The sequence below is a fragment of the Wolbachia endosymbiont of Drosophila barbarae genome (genome assembly GCF_044752445.1).
GTDB classification, from domain to species: domain Bacteria; phylum Pseudomonadota; class Alphaproteobacteria; order Rickettsiales; family Anaplasmataceae; genus Wolbachia; species Wolbachia pipientis.
The window spans coordinates 1-2,331 of the sequence record NZ_JBIXJM010000223.1 but is presented as its reverse complement, the minus strand read 5'-3'; the positions used below and the strand labels follow the sequence as shown (position 1 = coordinate 2,331).

Annotated in this window: 3 protein-coding genes; all 3 read left to right on the top strand. The window is 33.5% G+C overall.

The window, feature by feature from the left end; genetic code table 11:
* A partial coding sequence (locus tag ACIPNH_RS05095) for an ATP-binding protein (RefSeq protein ID WP_400772070.1) occupies nt 1-286 on the top strand: 286 nt, incomplete at its 5' end.
* A gap of 184 nt (nt 287-470) precedes the next feature.
* Nucleotides 471-938, top strand: a complete 468-nt coding sequence (gene bcp / locus ACIPNH_RS05090; protein ID WP_015589489.1) for a thioredoxin-dependent thiol peroxidase — start codon at nt 471-473, stop codon at nt 936-938.
* 16 nt (nt 939-954) lie between these two features.
* Nucleotides 955-2,052, top strand: coding sequence for a DNA replication/repair protein RecF (gene recF, locus ACIPNH_RS05085; RefSeq protein WP_265024544.1), 1,098 nt, complete (start codon nt 955-957; stop codon nt 2,050-2,052).
* Nucleotides 2,053-2,331 lie beyond the last annotated feature (279 nt).

The following is a 2,331-nucleotide window of genomic DNA, read 5'->3' as shown; positions in this document are numbered from 1 at the left end:
AATGGTGATAAAAGAAAATATAGAAAAAAACTTATTAACCATTGAGTTTCATGACAATGGAATAGGAATAATGCAGCAGGATATATATAAAGTTATGTCTGTTTTTGGCCAAGCAGATTCGGGATATAGAAACGAAGGTACGGGCATCGGATTACCGCTAAGCAAGAAATTAGTAGAGTTAATGGGTGGAACTTTTGACATTAAAAGTGAAGCGAAACTTGGTACTACGATAACATTGAACTTCTTTTATGAAGAACAAACATGTGAAGATTCGATTGATTTTTAATAGGATCTATTTGATATGGCCTTACATCAGACGAAAACCACACTTTATCAAAAGCGGCAAGCCGAGAAGGCAGTTATCAATAAGCCCCCTATTAAGAATCTTATCTGTGTTAGCTATATATAAAATTTGATACTCTGACTACAATATACTACTATAGATAGAAGCGTTATTAATGGAGCAAGGTATGGAGTTAGTAGTAGGAAATAATGCACCTGATTTTAGTTTACCAACAGATTCTGGTGAAAATTTATCACTGAGTGAATTTTTTGATAAAAAAAATGTAGCTCTTTATTTTTATCCTAAAGACGATACTCCGGGTTGTACGATGGAAGCAAAAGGCTTTAGAGATAAAATAGATGATTTTTCTTCCCTTGACACAGTGATAATTGGTGTATCAAAAGATAGTGTTAAGTGCCACACTAACTTCAAAGCAAAATACTCTCTGCCGTTTTCTTTAGTTTCTGATGAGAATGCTGAAATGTTGGGAAAATATGGTGTTTGGGTAGAGAAAAGTATGTTTGGCAAAAAGTATATGGGAATAGAACGCACTACTTTTTTAATAGATAAAAAAGGTAAAATAGTGAAGATCTGGAAAAATGTAAAAGTTAGTGGACATGTTGATGAGGTTCTGGAAGAAGTAAAGAGAATATAAACTAAAGAATAGGTTAATGGCTACCCATTGCTACATAAAAAAGCTGAAATTACATAATTTTCGTAGCCACTCAAACTTTGAACTGGATTCAGATGATAGCTCAGTTGTAATAACTGGCAAAAATGGTATTGGTAAAACTAATATACTTGAAGCAATCTCGTTGCTTGCTAAAAGCAATGGAATGAAAAAAGCAAAAGCCAGTGAGATACAAAATAGATTCAGTAATGAAGATTGGGCAGTGCACTATGATTTTTTTAATGGAACAGATTTTAACTCAATTGGTATCGCAAAGAGTTTTGATAAGAAACTAATACAAATTGATGGAAAAACGCAATCAAGTTATTCATCTCTGTATAAGATATCCAATGTAATATGGCTGATTCCACAAATGGACTATGTTCTTCTTAATTCTCCAAGTGACAGATTAAAATTTTTAGACCGTATAGTCTCACTGTTTGAGGAAAATTACACTTGCTGCTACATGAAACACAGAAAAGCTAAACGTGAGCGAAGTAAACTGTTGAGAGAGAACACCTTGGACGAAAATTGGCTCTCTAGTCTTGAAAACATAATGGCTGTTAATGCAGTTAGTATTTTACGTATGCGATCGTCTGTTTTAAAAATATTACAAGACACAATTGATAACCATTCCAGTGAGCTTTTTCCAAAGGCAAGTTTGAAATTCAGCAGCCAGCTAACTTTGAACGATACTGCAGAATATTTTCAGAATCGTCTAAAGGAAAACAGAGAAAAAGACTCATTGACTGGTAGAGTAACCTTTGGTGTGCATAACGATAATTTTCGGGTTTTTTGTCAAAAAAGAAACGTACCAATAAATCTGTGCTCCACTGGAGAACAAAAGTTATTACTGCTTTCTATTATTTTATCCAGTGTAAAAGCAAGGTGTATTCATTACAATAAGGCACCACTTCTTCTGCTTGACGATATAATGTCTCATCTGGATAAACATTACAGAAAGGCGTTAATAGAGGAAATGTTAAGTATTCAATGTCAAACTTGGATAACTGATGTAAATCAAGATAATTTTAATAACTATCTTTATTCTTTCAAGTTTTTTGAATTATCAAATGAATTAAATGCAAAACTTCCTTGACAAACCTCGCCAGCCCCCTTATCATGATAATGAAGGTATTCAGTTATCTTCATCTGTGCAGATTAAACAGCAAGAAAACAAAGTACTTGGCGTCTTATTTTTAATTTTTTACACTATGTGCACCTTATGTCTTCACAACATTTCTGGGTTTTTACCTATATAAGCTGAAACGCGCTTATAAGTCGTTTAAGACAGTATAGTACGCCGATTTTGCAGGATTAGAGAGTGACAACTAGCTAACACGGGGTTTCTTTTGCCTTTTTTTCTGCTTAGTAAATT